Raw genomic sequence first — 17096 nt, 5'->3', positions numbered from 1 at the left:
ATTTAGCTTAAAAAAGAGTGGTACTTGACCACTCTTTTTCTGTGTTAGTTTTGCTTTCGATAGAAAATATAATAACTGAGATAACAACCTGCGATAAAGATCAAACAACCAATAAAGCCTGGTAACATTTCGGGGTCAGTCGCCATACTAATACCCGTAATAAAACAGAATACAAAACCAAGAATGGGTAAGATTGGGAATAATGGCGCAGCAAAGCCCAATTCTTTAGCTGTATGACCTGTTTTATACCACTGACGACGAAAATTGAATTGGCTTAAGCAAATGCTCATCCACACAATCACCATGGTAAATGCAGCTACACCCAGTAAGTTTTTGAAGATTGTTTCAGGTGCAAATTGTTCTGATAATAAGCCCGGAAGCGCACCAAGCATGGTGACAATAATGGCAATAAATGGAATACCACGATGATTTACTTTAGAAAAAACAGCAGGTAATTGTTTTTTATCAGATAAAGACCACATCATACGCGAAGCAGCATATAAGCCAGAGTTCGCTGCAGATAACAGCGCAGTGATAATCACAAAGCGAATAATATCTTCTGCATATGGAATACCAATATAAGTAAATACAGTCACGAATGGGCTGTTACTTACGCCTTCAGCATTTAAGCCTGCCATTTGATGCGGCAATAGTGCACTAATAACGACGATAGTTCCGACAAAGAAGATTAAAAGTCGCCAAATAGCAGCATTAATAGCTTTAGGTACATTCTTGGCTGGATCTTTGGTTTCACCAGCAGCAACACCAATTAATTCTGTACCTGAGAAAGCAAAATTCACAATTAGCATGGTGGCAAAAATAGGGAATAAACCTTGAGGGAACCAACCTTGAGCTGTGAGATTACTAAATAAAGGCGCAGATGAGTAGCCTTGGAAAGAGAGTATGCCAAAAACTGCCAAAAGACCTAAAATAATGAAGACAATCACAGTCACAACTTTAACTAAAGACAGCCAAAATTCAGATTCAGCAAACATTTTGGTTGATGTCATATTCAGTCCAAAAACAATTGCGGCAAAAACAATCGTCCAAATCCAGACTGAAATTTGAGGAAACCATTCCTGCATCAGCAAAGCCGCAGCAGTAAATTCAGTCCCGAGGGTGGCAGTCCATGTGAGCCAATACAACCAAGTAATCATATAACCCGTACCTGGGCCAATGAATTTTTGTGCATAGTTACCAAAAGAGCCCGATTCAGGCATATGCACAGCAAGCTCGCCTAAGCACAGCATCACAGCGTAGGCAATTAAACCGCCTAAAATATAAGAAAAAATGGCACCCACAGGCCCCGTTTGTGCAATGACTTCACCCGAACCTAAAAATAACCCTGTCCCGATTGCGCCACCAAGCGAAATCATGACCAAGTGTCGAGTACTCATAGCGCGTTTTAATGGCGCAGAATTGCCCTGATGCGAAGCATCATTCGGAGTATGAGATGGCTGCATAAAAGAAAAGGAAACATATAAATGAAGCGAGCTATTGTAGTGAAAAACTACGAATCTGCAATGTAATAATGATAAATGTTGCAGCTTGAATGATCGTATAGCACGATATATGGCGACCCTACGGGGATTCGAACCCCGGTTACCGCCGTGAAAGGGCGATGTCCTAGGCCTCTAGACGATAGGGTCGTTATGAGGTGATGCGTATATTATGGATTTTTACTGAGGCTGTCAAACCTGTAATTGCATTATTTTTAGAATATTAAATTGATTGCATAAAAAGTAACAAATTCAAAATGGAAAAGCGCAGTTTAAACTGCGCTTCATACATATGGTAATCAAAGGCTAATTTTTATTATGATATAGCCAATAGTAACTGGCATAACAAGCTGCCATAAAAAGTAGACAACCAATAAAGCCTGAGATCATTTCAGGGTCCGCAGCCATACTTAAACCCGTTGCGGTGCAGCAAATAAAACCGAGGATGGGGACTAATGGGAACCAAGGAGTACGGAATTTAAGTTCTGAAACACGATGACCTTGTTTGAGCCACTGGCGACGGAAGTTAAACTGACTCCAACAGATACTCATCCAAACAATGACCATGGTGAATGCAGCAACGCCAAGTAAGTTTTTAAAGATCACATCGGCACCAAATTGTTCTGAAAGCAAACCGGGTAAACCACCGATCATGGTAACCAGCACAGCAACGACAGGAATACCTGATTGACTGACTTTAGAAAAAACTTTGGGCAGTTGTTTTTGATCTGATAATGCCCACATCATACGAGATGCAGCATAAAGCCCTGAGTTAGCTGTGGAAAGTAATGCGGTAATAATCACAAAACGCATAATATCTTGAGCATAGGGAATACCCATGAAATTAAAAACGGATACAAATGGACTGCTACTTAAACCATGAGTAGCGTTAAGACCTGCATCTTGATAAGGTAGCAGAGAGCTAATAACAATAATCGTGCCGACAAAGAAAATGATTAAACGCCAAACAGCAGCATGAATGGCTTTGGGTACATTTTGCTCTGGATTTTGAGTTTCACCTGCTGCAATCCCAATCATTTCTGTGCCATTAAAGGCAAAATTCACAATCAGCATGGTAGCAAAAATAGGAAATATACCGTTTGGTAACCAACCATGTTCAGTTAAATTTTCAAATAAAGGTGCCGATTCATAACCTTGGAAAGGAATAAAACCGAAAATAGCCCCAAAACCTAAAATAATGAAAATAAGAACAGTTGCAACCTTAATCATGGAAAGCCAAAATTCAGATTCGGCAAAAGTTCGGGTTGAACTTAAATTAGACAGCAATACACCACTGGCAAAAATTAGTGTCCATATCCAAATAGAAATGGTTGGAAACCATTCCTGCATCAGTAATGCAGCTGCAGTAAATTCTGTTCCTAAAGTCGCTGACCAACCTAGCCAATACATCCAAGACACCATATAACCTGTGCCGGGACCAATATAATTTGATGCAAATGCGCCAAAAGAGCCTGAGACAGGTAAATGTACTGCAAGCTCACCTAAGCAAAGCATGACCATATAGGCAATTAAACCACCAATAATATAGGCAATAACTGCACCAAGGGGACCTGCTTGTGCAATGACTTCACCGGAACCCAGAAATAAACCGGTACCAATTGCACCACCAAGGGAGAGCATAATGAGATGACGCTTGGTCATTGCTCTTTTTAACGAGCTCGTTTGCCCCTCAGTAGTTGAAGACTGCGAAGGTTGAATAGGAGATTGCATAGTGTCGTAAATAAGAGGAAAGAGTTATTTTAATTGTTAATTAGGTGAATATTCACATAAATCGTTTTTTTTGATTTATTACTAAATTTAATAAGAAAACCAGATGATCAGAAAATAATAGATCAAACCGCTGTTTAATGGTCTGGTGCTTGATATTTTGGGACTTGATTTTGAGGTGGTGTTGCTAAGTGTGAATTTTTTGAGGGTTCATATCTTTACTGACAATATATGTATGTAGAGTAAAGGCAAGGAGAATGATTAAAACAAGAAAAGCTTTTTCAGCATGACTGGCGTGGTATTTATATGAATTGAGTGGGCTTAACTAGAAAATTGACATAAAAAAAGAGCACCGAAGTGCTCAGGGGTTAAACTTTTAAAAACTAGAATTTGAAGCTAATGTCAGCAATAAATTGGCGACCGATTTCAGAATTACTATTACCCTTATCATCTATGTAAGTATTATGTTTGTTTGTCACATTGTTTATGGTTAAGCCTAAAATGCCTTGGTAATTATTTCCAAGCATTATTGGGTAGGTTGTTCGGATATCCCAATTAAATGAGCTAGGATTTTTTTCTGGAGAATAACTATCGTATTTGGTGCCATTTTCATCGGTATAACCATTGGACTTAACTTTCATTTTTTCATAATGGCTACGTAAGCTAAAAAGATTGTTAATGCGTAAAGGGGTATTTTCAAATGTAATATCCCAACCAGCTCGGATGGTCCATGGGGTATTGAAATTATCTGCAGGGCGGCTAGCGCTTTCTATGAGTTTTCCATCATAATAAATTAGCTCATTTGGATCTTCGTAGGCATCATCATAAGATGAAAAGTTGCGGATAGTGTTTGTGTAGTCCGCTGCTAAAGTAAGTTTGTGTAAGCTATTTTTAAAGAGTAGGGGCTCACTATTCGTTAGCGAAAGTGTGTAGATGTCAGACTTTGAAAAACCTGAATTATCATAGCTGTATACATTATAAGTGCTATTACTATTGGGTTTGTTAATGGTACTGTCTACGGTTTTGCGAATTTGATCTTTATTTTCTCGATTAACCCATTTCAGTAACCAGTCGATATTTGCATATTTGCCATTAATTGCGAATACGGTTTCATTACTGTAAGGGGTATCTAGTTGTGAGCGTACGAGCATACGACTATAACGAGAACCATCGGTTTCTTTCCAAATTCCATTGACAGAAGTTCTGGTTTCAGTTGTTTGTAATAGTCGTTTTTGATCTTGTAATTCATTGGCAAATGAATTTAAGCCATAGTAGCGATTCCAGCCAGTCGTAATACGAAAAGTATCATCACCCCAAGGTTGGTAGCTAAATGAAGTACGAGGAGCAACATTATTATTTTGGCTTAAGCTGTCATAATCGGTACGAAAGCCGAGGTTAGCAAAAAGAAATTGGTCGTATTGCATGTTGTTTTCTAGAAAAGCATGCCAACGATCTTGTCGGATGTTGATTTCTCCAGCTTCATATAGTGTTCGGGTTTTGGCATATTGGCCCTTATATTTTCCAGCTGAGGTCACACCTTCATCGCAGCCATCGTATATATGCCCATCTGGAGCAGTACAACTTGCACCATTTAAATTTGTACTACTGACATACCAATAACTATTCTGATTACGTTTCCAATACGCTTCATAATGTCCATATCCAGTTCCCATTTTGAATGTACTATTGAATTTGCCATTTTTAATTGGGTTGAAAATAGCTTTAATTAGATATTCTGATTTTTGTTCTTGTTGCCCCATATCACCAAAGCCACCTTCTTGTGCTAGTGTTCCAGTCTTATTCCAATTCTTTGTTTCGGAGTTTAACCAGCTATACATATTGGATGGTGCAGTACGGTCACTGGTTAAAGTTTGATAATTTAACTGTTGTTCAAGTTGAAAACTGTTGAACTGATTTTTCATTTGAATAAAAAAACTTTGACTATCGGAGCTTTGTTCAGTGTCTGAATTTTTAGCATTGTTTTGGAAGTATTCACCGCTACTTTCAAATAGTTGAGTCCCAAATTTTATCTGAGTTCGATCAGATGGGTGATAGAAGGCTTCTAAAGAGATGTTATCGGATTGCCTAGTTTGATTTTTTTCTTCCACATCAATTAGTTCAGTTTTTAAAGGTATTTTTGACCATCGTTGTGAAGTGGCTAAGCTTAACCCCAGTTTTTCAGTGAGATTGCCATAAAGAGTATTACTTAGCCCTTGTTTGGTGAACGCGGGCTGAATGCCTTCGCTTACAGATTCTTCATAAGCAATTTTTTCTTCATTATTTATGTGGTTGATTCGAGACCAGTCATCTGAAGTGTAGTCGTAGCTAATACTTCCATGTAATTCGCCTACGGGTGTTTGGGGTTTGCAAGTTTCTGCTTTTAAAACACCACCAAGAAATTCACCGTATTCGGCGCTAATATTGCTATCAAATAAAGTAATATTACATAACAGGTCTGTATTTACAGCAACAGCGATACTTGAACCCATCATGTCAGTATTATGATTAGAAGTGGCTGTGCTTGTAGGATTGATATTATTATTGATGCTCATGCCGTTAATTAGAATTTTATTTTCATAAGGTAATCCGCCATTAATGCTAATTTCAGCAGGGGGCAGCTCACCTTGTTGTTTGCCACTTCTAAATCCAGTATCAAATTGCACATTTGGATTTACTTTTAAAAAGTCAGTGATATTTTTTGAGCTATTTGGTGTTTTTTCTAAATCTTCTTTGTTATAAACCGTTTTACCTACATCACCTTTATCTTCTGCTTGAACCACAATAGGCATCATTGCTACAGTTTGCTGAGTTTTGATTTCATTGCTTTGTGGTACTGCGTCACTGGCATATGAAATTGAACTTAAAATAGCGAGTACTGCAAAACTAAGTGGGGAGTAAGTGAATTTCATGGCAAAGATAAAGTAAATGAAAACGAGAGTGATTATTATTAAAAGTGATAAATTAAGCAATAGAAATGAGAATTATTTTCAATAAAATTTTAAATAGAATCAGTAGGTAATAGTGCAGATGAATTTAAAATAAAGTCGCGTCTAAAATATAGAGCAATATTTGAAATTGAATGAAGAAGAAATAATAGATGGCGTCCCTACGGGGATTCGAACCCCGGTTACCGCCGTGAAAGGGCGATGTCCTAGGCCTCTAGACGATAGGGACGTTTAGAAGATGGCGGTATCTTATTGATCCGCCGCCAGAGTGTCAAGTAGGTAAGGTGCGAGTTTGTTCAAAATATGACAAAACAGTTCCGCAGTCTTTTGAGTGTCGTATAAAGCAGAGTGTGCTTCTTTGCCATCGAACTCAATTCCAGCTTGAATACAAGATTTTGCCAGTACTGTTTGACCAAACATCACAGCACTTAACGTCACTGTATCGAACACAGAAAAACTGTGAAATGGATTTTGATTTTTAGTGCCAGTACGTGTAATAGCGGCTTGTACAAAACCTAAATCAAAATGTGCATTGTGTCCGACCAATACTGCATGAGTACAGTTTTGCTGACGACGAACCTCATTCACGGCTTTGAAAATGCGTTTTAACGCAGTCTTTTCATCTTCAGCCATGGCTATGCGTATTGGATTAGACGGATCAATACCAATAAAATCTAAAGAACGACGGTCTAAGTTTGCCCCTTGAAAAGGGTTAATATGTGCATGGTAAGCTTCACCTGGCACAAATTGACCTTCGTCATTATAAATGATCGGGATGGCTGCAATTTCCAATAAGGCGTCGGTCTGTGAGTTAAAACCTGCTGTTTCGACATCCACAACAACAGGTAAAAATCCACGGAAACGCTGACCTATTGTTGGTTGGGTTTCATTTGTCACACTTTTCTCCATTGAATGGTTTTACCCGCATACAGAGGGATAATTTTTTCACCATCCAAGTAGTCTAAACTTGTCGGAATAATTTGATCTTCTTTGACCAGCGTAATGGTGTTGGTATTACGCGGAAGACCATAGAAGTCAGCACCAAAATGGCTAGCAAAACCTTCTAGGCGGTCAATTTTACCCACTTGGTCAAAAGCTTGTGCATATAATTCAATTGCTGTAGGTGCACTATAACAACCTGCACAACCACATGCATTTTCTTTGGCATTTTTTGAATGAGGCGCACTGTCTGTGCCTAAGAAAAACTTAGGATTCGAGCTGGTTGCAACTTCAAGTAAAGTTTGCTGATGTGTTTGACGTTTTAAAATAGGCAAACAGTAGAAATGTGGTTTTATACCACCGACCAACATATCATTGCGATTAAACAATAAATGCTGTGGTGTAATTGTCGCAGCGACATTGTGACCTTGATCAAGTACAAAATGCGCAGCTTCACTGGTGGTGATATGTTCTAGAACCAATTTCAGCTTCGGAAATTGTTTAAGTAATGGCGCTAAGATTTCATCGACAAAGCGTTTTTCACGATCAAAAATATCAACATGGCTGTGCGTGACTTCACCATGGAGCAATAAAGGAACTTGATGTTCTTCAAGTTGCTCAATTACGGCATAGACTTTACGAATATCACTAACACCGTTGTCTGAGTTTGTGGTTACGCCAGCAGGGTATAGCTTGATGGCATTTACATGTTCAGATTCTTTGATTTTTTTCACTTCACTTGGCGCAGTGTGGTCAGTAAAGTAAAGCACCATACGTGGATCAAAGGCGATGCCTTCAGGCACATGGGCCATAATGCGTTCACGATATGCAATTGCTTCCTCAACGGTTTTTACAGGAGGAACAGTATTTGGCATACAGATTGCGCGAGCAAACTGCTGAGCTAAATCAGGAACCGTGCGCTGTAATGAGAGACCATCGCGTAGGTGAGCATGCCAATCATCTGGCTGGAGAAGAGTAATCGTATTCAAGGTCATTTCAATCAAAGAAATAAAACAAATGATAATCTATAAAGTGTGAAAATGGTAACGGGAATTAAAGACAAATGGTGAGAGATATATAATTATAAACAATAAAATTATGTTATTTTAAGTAATTAAAAGAATTACATAATGCCTAGCAATGGAATATAAATATAATCTGGCGAAATTACAGTACGATAAAGAAAAACTAGAAGAATTGATTGCGCGGCAAAGTCGTCGTGTAGGTCGGGTGTTTCCTAAAAAAATGGAACAAGAGTTTTGGTCAAAAAACTTAGAGCGTGCCAGAAAACATGTGGAAAAATATGTTTGGGGGGGCGTTTTAACCTATTTTATTTTCATCGTTGTCATGGTGCCCAGTGATTATTGGATTATCAATAAGCAATATTTTACGCATGATTTTTTGCAATGTATGCTTGGGCTACTAAATGGTGCTTTATGTTTGTTGGTGTTATTCTTTTTTGCTTATTCTGCTAAAGCGCGTCCATATTTTTCTCATGCTTCTATGGTTATTATGTTTTGGGCAATTGTTTCAATTTCATGGTTAACCATTACGGTTGAAACTGTTGAGCTGAGGCATCAAGCGATGGCGATCGTTTGTATTGTTTATATATTGGCTTATATTCTTACGGGAGTGAAACCATTTTATATGCTTGTGACGGGCCTATCCGCAGCAACAGTCACAGTTTTGCTCTTTGTGGGGCTGAATGTTGATTTTGATGCGATGGTTTTGGGGCGTATTCTATTTGGGAGCTGTATGCTCGGCTATGTGATTAGCCATATGATTTTTGCACGTGAACGAATGATTTATTTATATTCAATGCGTGCCAAAGTAAGTGAAAAAATTCACCGTATTTATAATTCAGAATTACTGCATTTAAGTCAGCATGATGAGCTGACTAAAATTTCAAATCGTCGAACGTTTGATGAGATGATGGATGTATTTTACGAACAATCCCGTCGTGATCAAACGCCTTTGTCTGTTTTGTTTATTGATGTGGATTTTTTTAAAAAATATAATGATTTTTATGGTCATCAGAAAGGTGATGATGTTATTTCTTCCATTGCAAAATCAGTTAAAAATGCCATACGACATATGGACTTTGTGGCGCGATATGGTGGTGAGGAATTTGTGGTGTTATTACCTGAGACAGACGCACATGGTGCTTATGCCGTGGCATCAAATATATATAAAGCAATTGATCGTTTGGAAATTCCGCATATCAAATCTTTAGTCTCAAATCATATTACGATTAGTTTAGGTATTACGGTGTATCGGGGTGAGATAGAGTTAGGTAAAGAAGAATTACTCACTATCGCAGATCAGGCTTTATATCGAGCGAAGGAACTTGGACGAAATCAAATTTATTATCAATCTATTCGTACCACACAAGTCGCCTAAAATTTTAAATCAGATATAAAAAAACCGCCTATTTAGGCGGTTTTTTGACTTTAAACGAACTTATTTGTTTTTGTCTTTTAATTGCGGAACAGCTGAACCCGTACCTACTGCAAGTAAGCCAGTGTTGGTATAAATGCTTAACTTAGCACGTGTGTCTGTGATATCTAAATTACGCATTGTTAATTGACCAATACGATCCATAGGAGAGAACATTGAATCACCTTTCTCCATGGTTAAACGCTCAGCTTCATAGGTGAGGTTTTCAGATTCAGTGTTCATAATGGTGTAGTCATTACCACGACGCAGTTCTAAAGTTACAGTACCAGTGATGGCTTTCGCAACCCAACGCTGTGCGGTTTCACGAAGCATAAGCGCTTGAGAATCGAACCAACGACCTTGGTACAATAAACGACCTAAACGTAAACCGTTAATACGGTATTGTTCAATGGTGTCTTCATTATGAATACCTGTTACCAGACGTTCATAAGCGATATGCAGGAGTGCCATTCCCGGAGCTTCATAAATCCCACGAGATTTTGCTTCAATGATACGGTTTTCGATTTGATCCGACATGCCTAGACCATGACGACCACCGATACGGTTTGCTTCAAGAATGAATTCAACTGGATCTTCAATACGTTGACCATTTAAAGCAACTGGCATACCTTCTTCGAAAGTAATCGAAACTTCTTCAGCTTCAACTTTTACGTCATCTTTCCAGAATGCAACGCCCATGATTGGATCAACGATTTTAATACCTGCATTGAGGTATTCAAGATCTTTAGCTTCATGTGTTGCACCCAACATATTTGAATCTGTTGAGTAGGCTTTTTCTTTTGACATTTTGTAGTCAAAACCGTTGTCGATGAGGAACTGTGACATTTCTGCACGGCCACCAAGTTCATCAATAAAGGTTTGGTCTAACCAAGGTTTGTAAATTTTAAGTGCTGGGTTGGTTAATAAACCATAGCGATAGAAACGTTCAATGTCGTTTCCTTTATAAGTAGAACCATCACCCCAAATATTTACGTCATCTTCTTTCATTGCGGTAACAAGCATAGTACCTGTAACTGCACGACCAAGTGGCGTTGTATTGAAATAAGGAACGCCGCCAGTACTGATATGGAATGCACCACATTGAATTGCAGCAATACCTTCAAGAGCAAGTTGTAAACGGCAGTCGATTAAACGTGCTTTTACAGCGCCATAAGCTTCAGCTTTCTTTGGAATGGCATTATAGTCGTCTTCATCAGGCTGACCTAAGTTTGCTGTATAAGCATAAGGTTCTGCGCCTTTTTGTTTCATCCACAATAAAGCAGCTGAAGTATCTAGACCACCAGAGAAGGCAATCCCAACTTTTTTGCCTACGGGTACATGCTGCAAGATGGTTGCATTATCAGTCATTGCTCGTCCTAACTATTTCAAATAGGCACCACATAGTTATTGGTGGCCAGGAGAATTTATAAACGCGATATTGTAACACTTTTGATTCAGCTTGTTTTCGTAAAAAAGGACAATCCATAAAAATATTCATCAAAGTAGAACATTATTCTAAAATTACAAATAAACGATGATTGGCTGTTGAAAATCAAATATACGACTAAAGTTGTATAAAAAAATGATAAAGCTGTTTTTTTAGCCATAAATCATAAAAATAAAAATGAATTCATGTTGTTAGCTTTATTTAGTCTGAATTTTAAGCCGAAATTATCGATTAATTCTCCTTTATATTGGTCATACCAATAATAAATAAAGCTAGACCGATATTGATCTTTAAAGTATCGGAAACTAATATAAAGTTGTATTTTGTGGTTTATTTTTTAATTTTAGTGTAATTGGTATTACCAATTTTGTTTTTAGATCAATAATAGTCAGATGACTTTCAATATCCTCGCAAGCATTTCAAGGAGATGACAATGCTTCAAAATTGGCAACAGATTTACGATCCTATGGGGAATATCTGGATTTCCAGTAGTATTGCCCTTATACCTATTATCTTTTTCTTTCTTGCACTTGCCGTATTTCGTATGAAGGGTAGTGTCGCAGGAACAATCACTGTTGTTTTAGCACTGCTTGTCTCTCTTTTTGCTTATGAAATGCCTGTTGCTATGGCCTTTGCTTCAATGGCTTATGGCTTTTTATATGGTTTATGGCCTATTGCTTGGATTATTCTTGGCGCATTGTTCCTCTATAAAATTTCAGTAAAAACGGGTCAATTTGATATTATTCGTGCATCCATTTTATCCATTACTGAAGACCAGCGTTTACAAATGCTGTTGGTGGGTTTTGCCTTTGGTACTTTCTTAGAAGGTGCGGCAGGCTTTGGTGCGCCAGTCGCCATTACCGCAGCTTTATTGGTTGGACTTGGTTTTAAACCGCTTTATGCAGCAGGGCTTTGCCTTATTGTGAATACAGCACCTGTTGCCTTTGGCGCAATGGGTATTCCTATTATTGTGGCAGGTCAGGTTTCTGGTGTAGACACCATGGAAATCAGTCAGATGGTGGGTCGTCAATTACCATTTATGGTGCCGATTGTATTGATCTGGATCATGGCAATTATGGATGGTTGGCGTGGGGTGAAAGAAACATGGCCAGCAATTTTTGTGGCAAGTCTTTCATTCTCTTTAGCACAATATTTAACATCAAATTTTGTAGGTCCAGAACTACCTGATGTTACTGCAGCAATTGCTTCATTAGTCAGCTTAACTTTATTATTAAAATACTGGCAACCAAAGCACATTTTCCGCTTCCAAGATGAAGATGCTAAAGTGGATGAAAGTATTGTTGCTGAAACGCGTAAGCAGTACAGTTTGGGTCAAATTGCTAAAGCATGGTCTCCATTTGCAGTGTTAACTGTTATGGTGACGATTTGGAGTATCAAGCCATTTAAGGATTTGTTTGCGAAAGGTGGTGCACTTAGCGATTTAGTATTCTCAATTAAAATACCTTATTTGCATCAAATGATTCAGAAAATGCCACCTGTCGTTCCTGAAGTTAAGGACTACGATGCCATTTATAAATTTGATTGGTTATCTGCAACAGGTACAGCAATTATGATTGCTGCTATCATCACCATCATTTACTTGAAAATGAAACCACGTGATGCATTAAAGACATTTGCTGAAACTTTTAATGATCTTAAAACACCCATTTATTCGATAGGTATGGTGTTGTCTTTTGCATTTATTGCGAACTATTCAGGGATGTCTGCAACACTTGCTTTGGCACTGGCGCATACGGGTCAAGCATTTACTTTCTTCTCACCATTCTTAGGTTGGATTGGTGTATTCCTGACAGGTTCAGATACATCAGCCAATGCATTGTTTTCTGCATTACAGGCGACGACTGCGCAACAAATTGGTGTGCCAGAAGTCTTACTGGTTGCTGCAAATACCAGTGGTGGTGTGACGGGGAAAATGATTTCTCCTCAGTCGATTGCAATTGCATGTGCGGCGGTAGGTTTAGTTGGTAAAGAGTCTGATCTGTTTCGCTTTACCGTTAAACACAGTATAACTTTTACAGTGATGATTGGTATTATTGTGACCTTACAAGCCTATGTGTTCCCATGGATGATTCCATAACACGCAATTGAGTACAGCCAGAATGAAAGTCTCCGATAAAGTGGTACAAAACCTTCGTATGTTGATTGAACAAAGCAACATGCAAGTTGGAGATCGATTACTGGCTGAACGGAAATTATGTGAACAACTTGGCGTGTCCCGTTCTTCTTTACGTGAAGCGATTCAGCAATTGACCAGTACGGGTATGTTGGTCAGTAAAGTCGGAGCGGGCACCTTTTTGCAGCAGTTGCCGACCAATTGGTCGCAACATCAAATTGTGCAGCCTTTAATTAATTTGATTGATCAAGATCCTGCCTATCGTTTTGATGTGCAGGAAGCACGAACTATTTTAGAAGGGGGCACTGCTTGGTATGCCGCAGAGCGTGCCACGCCAGAAGACCTACAGAATATTCGTCAATACTATGATCAAATTACCCATTTTCAGTCAATGGGGGATGATGATCAGGCAGCAAAAGCAGATGCCAAATTTCATCTGGCGATTGCCGAAGCATCACATAATTTGGTACTTATCCAGATGATGCGTGGCTTATTTGATTTGTTGCAATTTAATGTGGTTTTAGGTCGTCGAAAAGTCTATTCAGAATCACACCGTTTTGATCAATTGCATGACCAACATTTTCGGGTAATGGCTGCAATTGAATGTAGAGATCCAGAAGCTGCTAAACAAGCAGTGTGTGGACATATTGAGTTTGTAGTTCAACAAGTACGCTCGATTGATGAGGAAGAAGCTCGTCGTCAGCGTGCAAGTCGATTAAACAGGATATAACTATGATTATTTCTTCTACTAATGATTACCGTGAAGCCGCAAAACGTCGCTTACCGCCGTTTTTATTTCATTACATCGATGGTGGTGCATATGCGGAACATACGCTAAAGCGCAATGTAGAAGATTTATCCAAAATTGCCTTAAGACAGCGTGTTTTGAACGATATGTCTTCCTTAAGTCTTGAAACCAAGCTATTTAATGAAACATTATCCATGCCTGTGGCTTTGTCACCTGTAGGATTAACGGGGATGTATGCTCGCCGTGGCGAGGTACAGGCAGCAGTCGCGGCAGATAAAAAAGGCATACCTTTTACGTTGTCTACGGTTTCAGTGTGTCCGATTGAAGAGGTTGCACCTGCGATTCAACGTCCAATGTGGTTTCAGTTATATGTGTTACGCGACCGTGGTTTTATGAAAAATGCTTTAGAACGTGCTAAAGCAGCAGGCTGTTCAACCTTGGTTTTTACTGTGGATATGCCAGTGCCCGGTGCGCGTTATCGTGATGCACATTCGGGTATGAGTGGTCCAAATGCAGCAATGCGTCGTTATTTACAATCGGTACTTCATCCGCAATGGGCTTGGGATGTTGGTTTGCATGGTCGTCCACATGACTTAGGCAATATTTCAAAATACTTAGGTAAACCGACAGGGCTTGAAGATTACATTGGTTGGTTAGGCAATAACTTTGACCCATCTATTTCATGGAAAGACTTGGAATGGATTCGTGAATTCTGGGATGGCCCAATGGTCATCAAAGGTATTTTAGATCCTGAAGATGCTAAAGATGCTGTGCGTTTTGGTGCAGATGGAATTGTGGTTTCAAACCATGGTGGTCGCCAGTTAGATGGTGTTTTATCCAGTGCTCGTGCGCTTCCTCCAATTGCAGATGCGGTGAAGGGTGAGATTAAAATTCTAGCCGATTCAGGTATTCGTAATGGTTTGGATGTGGTACGCATGCTGGCGATGGGTGCGGATACCTGTATGCTGGGGCGTGCTTTTGTCTATGCATTAGGAGCAGCTGGTGGCGCTGGCGTGTCTAATTTATTAGATTTAATTGATAAAGAGATGCGTGTTGCGATGACATTGACTGGTGCAAAAACCATCGCAGATATTACTTCTGATTGTTTGGTGAAATTGGATCGAGAGTTGGCTGGGTGAGGAGTTTTAACGAGCGTAGTAGTTCAGTCATAAGTTGATGAGTTGAAAATATTTAAATTTTTTAATTCATCTCCCAATTCATTTTACTTTAATCCCTCCCAACCTCCCTTTTAGAAAGGGAGGAGCTACATCTTTCAAGATTAAAGTAATGAAAACGCCCCCCTTTTTAAAGGGGGGATTGTTCCAATACAGGATTAAAATTCAGGTTTTTAGTTTTAATTCAAAAGCTTAAATAAAAAATTAGATCAATAAATATTATTCCTGATTAACATTTGGAATAGGAAAATTTCATATGCAAACTCAATCAGATTCACAGCAAACCATTCATAAACTCATCAACATCGTGGGTAAAGCACACGTTTTGACCGATGATCATGACACACGCTTATACCGTCAGGGGCGTCGTTACGGTTCAGGACAGGTTTTGGCTGTCGTTGCTCCGAGTTCTTTAATTGAGCAATGGCATGTTCTACAAACTGCAGTAGATGCAGATTGTGTTGTAATTATGCAAGCCGCCAATACAGGATTGACGGGTGGTTCTACGCCCTTTGGTGATGATTATGATCGTCCAGTCGTTTTAATCAGTACCCGCCGTTTAGCAGGGATTCAAGTGATTAATGACGGTAAGCAGGTGATTTGTTTACCAGGTGCAACACTGGATCGACTGGAAAAAGAATTGGCACCATTTAATCGTGAACCCCATTCAGTGATTGGTTCATCCTGTATTGGTGCATCGGTTCTAGGTGGGGTATGTAATAACTCGGGTGGGGCATTGGTGCGTCGTGGCCCTGCTTATACTGAACTGGCGCTGTATGCGCGAGTCAATGAACAGGGTCAGTTAGAACTGGTCAATCATTTGGGGGTGAATTTAGGTTCATCTCCTGACGAAATTTTATCTAAATTGGAAAATCAGCAATATCAAATTCATGATATTCAACATGACTCAAACTGTTGTGCTTCAGATCAGCGTTATGCACATGATGTAAAACAGGTTGATGAAAATACCCCTGCACGATTTAATGCAGACCCATCGCGTTTATTTGAGGCATCGGGTTCGGCAGGGAAAGTTTGTGTTTTTGCAGTACGTCTCGATACTTTTGAGAAAATTCCAAGTCAAGTGTTCTATGTTGGTACAAATTCACAGGATGATTTAACCGAAATTCGTCGTTTTTTACTCAAAGATTTAGCACGCTTGCCAATCGCGGGTGAATATATTCATCGTGTGGCTTATGACATTGGTGCAGAATACGGTAAAGACACTTTCATGTTTATCGAAAAGTTCGGCACAGCCAAAGTTCCAGCAGCTTTTGCCATGAAAGATAAGGTTGATGGTTATCTTGAAAAATTTGGTATGAAAGGCTTGTCAGACAAGGTTTTACAACTCATCACCAAGTTTATGCCCAACCATTTACCGAAGCGCATGAATAAATTTCGTGATTTATATGAACATCATTTAGTTTTGCGTATAGAAAATCAGGATGTTGAACAGGTTGAGCAATTTTTAAAACACTATTTTGCTACTTGCTCTTCAGGTCATTATTTTCTCTGTACAGAGGAAGAAGGACGGAAAGCCTTTTTACATCGCTTTGCGGTTGCCGGTGCCGCTATTCGCTATCGTGATACGCATCGTAGTGAAGTTGAAGATATTGTGGCATTGGATATTGCTTTACGCCGTAATGATCGTGAATGGTTGGAAACTTTACCTAAAGACATAGACGATTTGATTATTCATAAACTTTACTACGGTCATTTTCTATGTCATGTCTTTCATCAAGATTATATTGTCAAAAAAGGGGTTGATCCCTTAGCGATAGAACATCAAATGTGGTATTTATTGGATGGTCGTGGTGCAGAATATCCAGCGGAACATAATGTGGGGCATTTGTATGTGGCTAAGCCTGCACTGAAAAAACATTATCAAAAACTAGACCCAACCAATCGTTTTAATGTCGGGATTGGACATACATCTAAATTAAAAAACTGGAAGTCATAATTTTTCAAAATCTTAAGTGTTTGAATAAAGAGGTGTAATTATTTTAATTATACCTCTTTTGTCTGTATTGACTGTTTAGCTAAAGAAT

General features: G+C 39.0%; 11 protein-coding genes and 2 tRNA genes. 5 read left to right on the top strand and 8 right to left on the bottom strand.

Annotated elements, in window-relative coordinates:
• Window positions 1–44: 44 nt before the first annotated feature.
• The 7 genes from B9T25_RS00885 to pyrC form a co-directional block, all read right to left on the bottom strand.
• A complete protein-coding gene (locus tag B9T25_RS00885; protein WP_086186620.1) occupies window positions 45–1463 on the bottom strand; it encodes an amino acid permease in 1419 nt (472 codons plus the stop codon).
• Window positions 1464–1573: 110 nt separating this feature from the next.
• A tRNA-Glu gene (locus B9T25_RS00880) sits at window positions 1574–1649 on the bottom strand.
• Between the two features lie 156 nt (window positions 1650–1805).
• A complete protein-coding gene (locus tag B9T25_RS00875; protein WP_086186619.1) occupies window positions 1806–3230 on the bottom strand; it encodes an amino acid permease in 1425 nt (474 codons plus the stop codon).
• Between the two features lie 380 nt (window positions 3231–3610).
• Window positions 3611–6196 carry a TonB-dependent receptor plug domain-containing protein gene (locus B9T25_RS00870; RefSeq protein ID WP_228146835.1) on the bottom strand — a complete coding sequence of 862 codons (2586 nt, stop codon included), beginning with the start codon at window positions 6194–6196 and terminating at the stop codon, window positions 3611–3613.
• A gap of 129 nt (window positions 6197–6325) precedes the next feature.
• Window positions 6326–6401: transfer RNA gene (locus B9T25_RS00865), tRNA-Glu, on the bottom strand.
• A 20-nt stretch (window positions 6402–6421) separates the two neighbouring features.
• Complete coding sequence (gene rnt, locus B9T25_RS00860) at window positions 6422–7081, bottom strand: ribonuclease T (protein WP_086186617.1); 660 nt, start codon at window positions 7079–7081, stop codon at window positions 6422–6424.
• A complete protein-coding gene (gene pyrC, locus B9T25_RS00855) occupies window positions 7066–8100 on the bottom strand; it encodes a dihydroorotase (protein ID WP_086187014.1) in 1035 nt (344 codons plus the stop codon). Before pyrC ends, rnt begins: the two co-directional genes overlap by 16 nt.
• Before the next feature lie 151 nt (window positions 8101–8251).
• On the opposite strand from pyrC, the gene B9T25_RS00850 reads away from it, so the two are divergent.
• Window positions 8252–9511, top strand: coding sequence for a GGDEF domain-containing protein (locus tag B9T25_RS00850; protein WP_086186616.1), 1260 nt, complete (start codon window positions 8252–8254; stop codon window positions 9509–9511).
• 60 nt (window positions 9512–9571) lie between these two features.
• Here B9T25_RS00850 and argG read toward each other — a convergent pair whose 3' ends face one another.
• The gene (gene argG / locus B9T25_RS00845) at window positions 9572–10915 is read right to left on the bottom strand and encodes an argininosuccinate synthase (RefSeq protein ID WP_086186615.1); all 1344 of its coding nucleotides are present in this window, start codon (window positions 10913–10915) and stop codon (window positions 9572–9574) included.
• A gap of 506 nt (window positions 10916–11421) precedes the next feature.
• Between argG and lldP the strand changes: the two genes are divergently transcribed.
• From lldP to dld, 4 genes are all read left to right on the top strand, one after another.
• Window positions 11422–13092, top strand: coding sequence for an L-lactate permease (gene lldP, locus B9T25_RS00840; protein ID WP_171262690.1), 1671 nt, complete (start codon window positions 11422–11424; stop codon window positions 13090–13092).
• Window positions 13093–13114: 22 nt separating this feature from the next.
• The gene (lldR, locus tag B9T25_RS00835; RefSeq protein ID WP_086186613.1) at window positions 13115–13858 is read left to right on the top strand and encodes a transcriptional regulator LldR; all 744 of its coding nucleotides are present in this window, start codon (window positions 13115–13117) and stop codon (window positions 13856–13858) included.
• A gap of 2 nt (window positions 13859–13860) precedes the next feature.
• Complete coding sequence (gene lldD, locus B9T25_RS00830) at window positions 13861–15015, top strand: FMN-dependent L-lactate dehydrogenase LldD (RefSeq protein WP_086183580.1); 1155 nt, start codon at window positions 13861–13863, stop codon at window positions 15013–15015.
• A gap of 292 nt (window positions 15016–15307) precedes the next feature.
• Window positions 15308–17008 (top strand): D-lactate dehydrogenase, encoded by a 1701-nt coding sequence (gene dld, locus B9T25_RS00825; RefSeq protein WP_086186612.1) that lies wholly within the window; start codon window positions 15308–15310, stop codon window positions 17006–17008.
• Window positions 17009–17096: the final 88 nt, after the last annotated feature.

Source organism: Acinetobacter sp. ANC 4470 (genome assembly GCF_002135335.1).
In the GTDB taxonomy this organism is placed as follows: domain Bacteria; phylum Pseudomonadota; class Gammaproteobacteria; order Pseudomonadales; family Moraxellaceae; genus Acinetobacter.
This window is presented reverse-complemented; position numbering and strand designations above follow the sequence as displayed.